General features: G+C 68.2%; 5 protein-coding genes. 4 read left to right on the forward strand and 1 reads right to left on the reverse strand.

Going from position 1 to position 5,402, the window contains the following annotated elements; genetic code table 11:
• The 4 genes from E6J58_03605 to E6J58_03620 all read left to right on the forward strand — a co-directional run.
• On the forward strand, nucleotides 1–519 hold a 519-nt coding region (locus E6J58_03605), incomplete at its 5' end, for a thiol oxidoreductase (GenBank protein TMB41106.1).
• Complete coding sequence (locus tag E6J58_03610; protein ID TMB41107.1) at nucleotides 428–1,498, forward strand: hypothetical protein; 1,071 nt, start codon at nucleotides 428–430, stop codon at nucleotides 1,496–1,498. The genes E6J58_03605 and E6J58_03610, both read left to right, overlap by 92 nt.
• The gene (locus tag E6J58_03615) at nucleotides 1,201–3,759 is read left to right on the forward strand and encodes a CRTAC1 family protein (GenBank protein ID TMB41108.1); all 2,559 of its coding nucleotides are present in this window, start codon (nucleotides 1,201–1,203) and stop codon (nucleotides 3,757–3,759) included. The genes E6J58_03610 and E6J58_03615 overlap by 298 nt, the downstream gene beginning before the upstream one ends.
• A gap of 6 nt (nucleotides 3,760–3,765) precedes the next feature.
• Entirely contained in the window at nucleotides 3,766–5,130 is a 1,365-nt protein-coding gene (locus E6J58_03620; protein ID TMB41109.1) for a tetratricopeptide repeat protein, read from the forward strand.
• On the opposite strand, the gene E6J58_03625 is transcribed toward E6J58_03620, so the two are convergent.
• Nucleotides 5,115–5,396 (reverse strand): hypothetical protein, encoded by a 282-nt coding sequence (locus E6J58_03625; GenBank protein ID TMB41110.1) that lies wholly within the window; start codon nucleotides 5,394–5,396, stop codon nucleotides 5,115–5,117. The genes E6J58_03620 and E6J58_03625 overlap by 16 nt on opposite strands.
• Nucleotides 5,397–5,402 lie beyond the last annotated feature (6 nt).

The raw sequence follows: 5,402 nt of genomic DNA on the forward strand, positions 1-5,402 counted from the left end.
CCTCGCTTTCCGGACGAGAACTGCCCGCAAGGGAACTGCGCCTCGCTGGCGCAGAACCCGTCGCCCGGCGTGAACGATCCCGACGGCAGTGCCCTCGCCCAGGTCAATGACTTCGTGCGCTTTCTCGGCCCGCCGCCTCGTGGCGCGCCGGGCTCCGGCTCCGCCATGTTCGCGGCAATTGGCTGCTCGTTCTGCCACGTCCAGACTCTCGTGACCGCGCCCAACGCCAGCGGCGCATTCGACCGCGTCGCTTACCATCCCTTCTCCGATTTCCTCCTCCACGACATGGGCTCGCTCGGCGACGGAATCGATCAGGGCGACGCCAAAGGCGCCGAGATGCGCACGCAGCCGCTCTGGGGCGTCTCCCAGCAGACGCGTCTGCTGCACGACGGGAGAGTGAGGACGATCGCCGACGCAATTCTCGCGCATGACGGCCAGGGCAAGCCCGCGCGCGACCGCTTCGCGGCGCTCTCCGACTCGGAACGTCGGGCGCTGCTCGCGTTCCTCGATACGCTCTGACTTTGGGAGCGCAGGCACCGCTGGCGTATGCTCACGCGCCCGAGGGTCCACGATGGGCAACGCCGACACCGCGCTCGATCCACGACCGATCGCCGCCGATCGCCGCTTCGATTTCCGCATCCTGATCACTGGCGCGCTGATCGCCGGCCTTTGCGCGATGTTCTGGATCGGGTCGCGCTACCCCTCGCTGCAGGGCAAGGCCAGCGCCGACCCCAACGAGGCGCTCTCGACTCCGCTCGGTTTCGAGCGGTTCTTCCCCGAGCCGCCGCGTGACCAGACGCTGCGCCACATCGGCTGGACGTCCGTCGAGTGGGCGCTGACGAACCGCCAGGGAATGACCTTCGGCCTGCTCCTCGCCGCCGGCATGCTCACCATCCTTCCCCTGTTGCGCCGCACGCGCGGCGGAAAGCTTGCCGGCGCCGTCCAGGGCATGCTGGTCGGCACTCCGCTCGGCGTCTGCGTCAACTGCGCGGCGCCGATCGCGCAGGGAATGCTCAAGGGCGGAAGCCGCGTGGAGACGGCCCTGGCAACGCTGTTCAGCTCGCCGACCTTCAACGTCATCGTGCTCGGCATCGTGCTGTCGATCTTTCCCTGGTACCTCGCGGCGCTGAAAATCCTCGCCGGCGTGATCATGGTGCTTTTGATCTCGCCTTGGCTGGCGCGCCTCGCGGAGCGGCCGGGATGGACGCGGCCGGCGGCAGAACCGGCGAAGCTCCCCGGCGTCGGATGGTTCCAGCGTCTCGAGTCGTTGCTCGGGACGCCCAATCTCCGCGGCGAAGCGGCGCCGGCGCCAAAGGGGCCCGTGCGCGCTCTCGGCTGGGTATTGCTGCATTTTCCCCGCAATCTGTGGCGCGTCACGCTCATCGCGCTGCCGCTCATGCTGCTGGCGGGCGTGGCCGGCGCCGCGCTCGCCGAAGTTCTGCGGTGGGCGCGACCGCCTTCGGCGTTCTTCTGCCGGTCCCGATGGCTTTCGACGTGATCGTCTGCTCGGTGCTGCTGAACTCCGGCATGCCGGTTCCGGTCGTCGCGGCATTGCTCGCTACGCTCGGGATCTACAGCGTCTATGCCTGGAGCCTGCTCGGCGCCACCTTGTCGTGGCGGGTGGCGACGGTTGCGGCCGCCGCGGTGTTCGTCGTCGGGCTGGGCACCGGCGTCGCCGCCGCTGTGCTGGAGAACTGGCACGACATCGGCCAATCCCGCGAGGCCGCACAGCTCGCCGCCCTCCCTGCGCCACCATCGCGGCGCCCCGCTCTGCCGATTGGACTGTCCGCTGCCGAGCTGCGGTCCATGGTCCGTCCACAGCCCGCCGCGCAGCGGGTTGCGGCGCCCGCAGGTGCCGAGATCTGGTTCACTCCATTCGAGGCGCAAGGACAGCGCGGCGAGAAGGCGTTCAGCCGGATCGACGGACCGCTGCTGGGGTTCAAGCGACTGCCGCTGCCGCGTGCCTACCAGAGCATGCAACCCGGGCCGATGCATTTCGGCGCCCTGGCCGCAGGCGACTATAACGACGACGGTTGGCCCGACGTCGCCGTCGGCACCTCGTTCGGCGTCTTCCTGTACGCGAATCTGGGCGGAAGGTTCGCGCTTCAGGAGATCGATTTCCCCGAGATGCGGGACTGGATCGTCTGCGACGTAGCCCTGGTGGATCTCGACGGCGATGGCGCCCTGGACTTGTATTTCTCCGCCTGGCGTCACGGCGGCCACGTCCTCTTCAACCGCGGCGGCGAGTTCTCGGGGAAGGCGCACGCGGAGCTGCCGGGGGCCGGCGAGATGTGCGCCGCCTCGACTGCATTCGCGGACGTCGACGGTGACGGATATCTCGACGTCGTCACCGGCGCCGCGACGTTCGAGTCGTGGTTCTTCTATCCGGCTCCGGCGGTGAACCGTCTGTGGCGAAACCATGCCGGCCACTTCACGCCGGAAGCGCTGCCGGGACCGGAAGGCGATACCCTCAGTCTGCTCTTCACGGACCTGACCGGCGACGGCCGGCTGCACCTCTTGGTCGGCAACGACTTCGACGAGCCGGACCGCATCTTCCTCAACGAGGGCGGCCGGCTGCGACCGTTGAAGCGCCAGGAGAGCCCGCTTCCCTACTCGACGATGACGACGATGTCGTTCGATACCGCCGATCTCGACAACGACGGCATTCCGGAGCTCTACATCGGGCAGATCGCGATGGGGCGCATGAACGATCTGCCCAAGCGGCTCGCTCCGCCGGTGCGGAGCTGCGGAATCTACTCCGAGGTCGCCGACCTGGCGCGCTGCGACGATCTCGCGCGTTTCCAAGCAGCTGTCGCGCGAGGACGCGATACCTGGAGCATCGGACTCTGCAAGGAGCTGACCGACCCGGTCGAGCAGCGCGACTGCGCGGTGGCGGCGCATTACTGGACGCGAATCCTCCTGCGCTTGCCGGCGACTGGCGCGGACAAGACGGAGATCCTCGCCGAATGCGAGAAGATCCCGGCTGACTTCGTCACCATGCACGACGTCTGCAAGGCGATGGCGGAGAGCCCCATCGACAACAACTCCTCGCACAAGGTGTTCACGGACGAAGTGCCTTCGGTCGGGCACACCAACCTGCTCTTCGCGCGCCAGGACAAGAGCTTCGTCGACGTCACCAAGAAGTGGGGCGTCGGATACGGCGGGTGGACCTGGAACGCGAAGTTTGCAGACCTCGACAACGATACCTGGCAGGACCTCTTCATCGCACAGGGCACGCGCTTGCGGCTCTACAATCCGTCCAACGTCTATTACCGGAACAAGGGCGGAACGACATTCGAGGAGCAGACCCGCGTGGCGGGATTGGAGGATCACCTCCCGACCGCCGCCTCGCTGTTCATCGACTACAACCTGGACGGCAACCTCGACATCCTCACCTATCCCTTCCAGCTCACGCCCGTGGTCTGGCGCAACGACGGCGCCGCAGCACCCGCGTTCGAGGTGCGCCTGGACGATCTGCGCACCGCGAACCGGTACGCGGTGGGAGCGCGCATCGACGTGCGGGCTGCCGACGGCCGCCGGCAGATGCGTGAGATCAAGGCGAGCGGCGGGAATCAATCGCACGACCTGCTGGTGGCGCGCTTCGGGCTCGGCGACTGGGGCTCGGTCGCCTCGATGACCGTGCGCTGGCCCGACGGCGACAAGACCGATCTGGCGGGTCCGTTGAAGCCCGGCCGCTACCGTGTCGTTCGAACCGCCCAGGGCAAGCAGCCCGTCGCCGGCGCGATCAAGCCGGACTGATCGGGGATGTCGGCAGCACTCCCCGGCTCCAGGAGGCGGCGGACGTTCGCAGTTGCCGTCCTCGCCGCCGTGGGCGTCGCCGCCGCCATCTATGGAAGCTGGCATCTCGTCGCTCGCTACCAGACGCGACGAATCTTCGCCCGCGCGCATCAGCTGCTCGACGTGGCGGCGGTCGAGCTCTCCCAGGATCGGATCGAGCCCGCCTTCCTGCACCTGCTCGCATACACGGAGATGTTTCCCGACGACGCGAACGGCTGGATCGCGCTTGCGGACCTCCGCGCGAAGGCGGCGCAGTTCCAGGAGGCGGAGGCCGCCTTGACGCAAGCGCTGCAGATGGACCCACGGCGGGAACACCTGCGCACGCGTCGCGCGAGCCTGAGATCGCGCATCGGGCGGCACCACGGTGCGCTCGTGGATGCGCAGGCTGCGCTCGAGCGGGACCCCCGTGACACGGAGGCATCGCTCATCGTCCGCACCGAGCTTGCCCGGATGCGCGGTGCCGATGCCGCGCCGCCCTCCGACGTCGAGCTCTCTGCGCGGTCGTCGGCGGCCGAAAACTGGCCCGGCAAGCTTGGGCCCACCATCCGCGATTTCCTCGCCGAGCTCCGGGCACAGAGATGGAGCAACGCGACCCGGATCTCCCGGTCGGCGCGCGAGACTTATCCCGACACCATGCTTGGACCGTGGCTGGAAGGCATCGTCGCCTTCAGCGCCGGAGACCTGCGCACCGCCAAGGATCGGTTCCAGGAAGCGTTGAAGGTTTCGCCACGGTCGCACAGGGTGATCACGAACCTGATCGTGCTCTGGTCGAGGGAAGGCGGTCCCGCCTCCACGGCGGATCATCTCGTCGCGCTGGCGGAGCGGGATCCGGGCTTCACGTATCCTCTCCCGATTGCCGCACGGGCGTGGCTCGAGGCTTCACAGCCCCGGCAGGCGGAGCAGACGATCCGCAGGATGTTCAGCCTCCTCCCGGCGTCGTCCCTCCCCTATCGGGAGGCGGCCACGTTCTTCCTCCTCGTCGACCGCGCCAGCGAGGCGATCTCTACTGCGGCCGATGGAATCGCGCGATTTCCGGCGGACCCCGACCTGCACCTCTTGCAGGGGCGAGCCTGGCTGTCGCTCGGCGATCGCGAGGCGGCGATCCGCTCCTTCGATGCGGCGCTCCGGCTCCGACCCGACGATCAAGTCGCCGCCGCGCAGCTCGCGCGCCTTCTCGTCACCGCTCGCAAGGACGCGGCCTCCCGCGCGCGCGCTCTCGCCCTGGTGCGGAGTCTCAAAGTCGATCACCCTTCCGACGAAGAGGTCCTCACTGCGATGAGCGAAGCAGGTCAGCTTGCCCGCGAGATCGACACGGCTCAGAGGCCCAGATAGGCGGAGCGGATCTTCGGGTCGCTGCGCAGCTCCTCCGCGCTCCCCTGCAGCTTCACCTGGCCGGTCTCGATCACGTACCCGCGCGTCGCGATCTCGAGCGCCGCCGCCAGGTTCTGCTCCACCAGCAGGATGGTCATCCCCGACGAGTGCAACTGCCGGATGACGTCGAACATCTGATCCACGATGATGGGCGCGAGCCCGAGCGAGGGCTCGTCGAGCAGGAGCAGCGACGGCTCCGACATCAGCGCGCGCGCGATGGCGCACATCTGCTG

It is taken from the genome of Deltaproteobacteria bacterium (assembly GCA_005879535.1).
In the GTDB taxonomy this organism is placed as follows: Bacteria; Myxococcota; Myxococcia; order Myxococcales; family 40CM-4-68-19; genus 40CM-4-68-19.

Excerpts from the sequence above, each read along its gene's own strand:
- E6J58_03625 (TMB41110.1), bottom strand. The coding sequence starts at position 5,396 with ATGTGCGCCATCGCGCGCGCGCTGATGTCGGAGCCGTCGCTGCTCCTG.
- E6J58_03620 (TMB41109.1), top strand. The coding sequence starts at position 3,766 with ATGTCGGCAGCACTCCCCGGCTCCAGGAGGCGGCGGACGTTCGCAGTT.
- E6J58_03610 (TMB41107.1), top strand. The coding sequence starts at position 428 with ATGACGGCCAGGGCAAGCCCGCGCGCGACCGCTTCGCGGCGCTCTCCG.
- E6J58_03615 (TMB41108.1), top strand. The coding sequence starts at position 1,201 with ATGGACGCGGCCGGCGGCAGAACCGGCGAAGCTCCCCGGCGTCGGATG.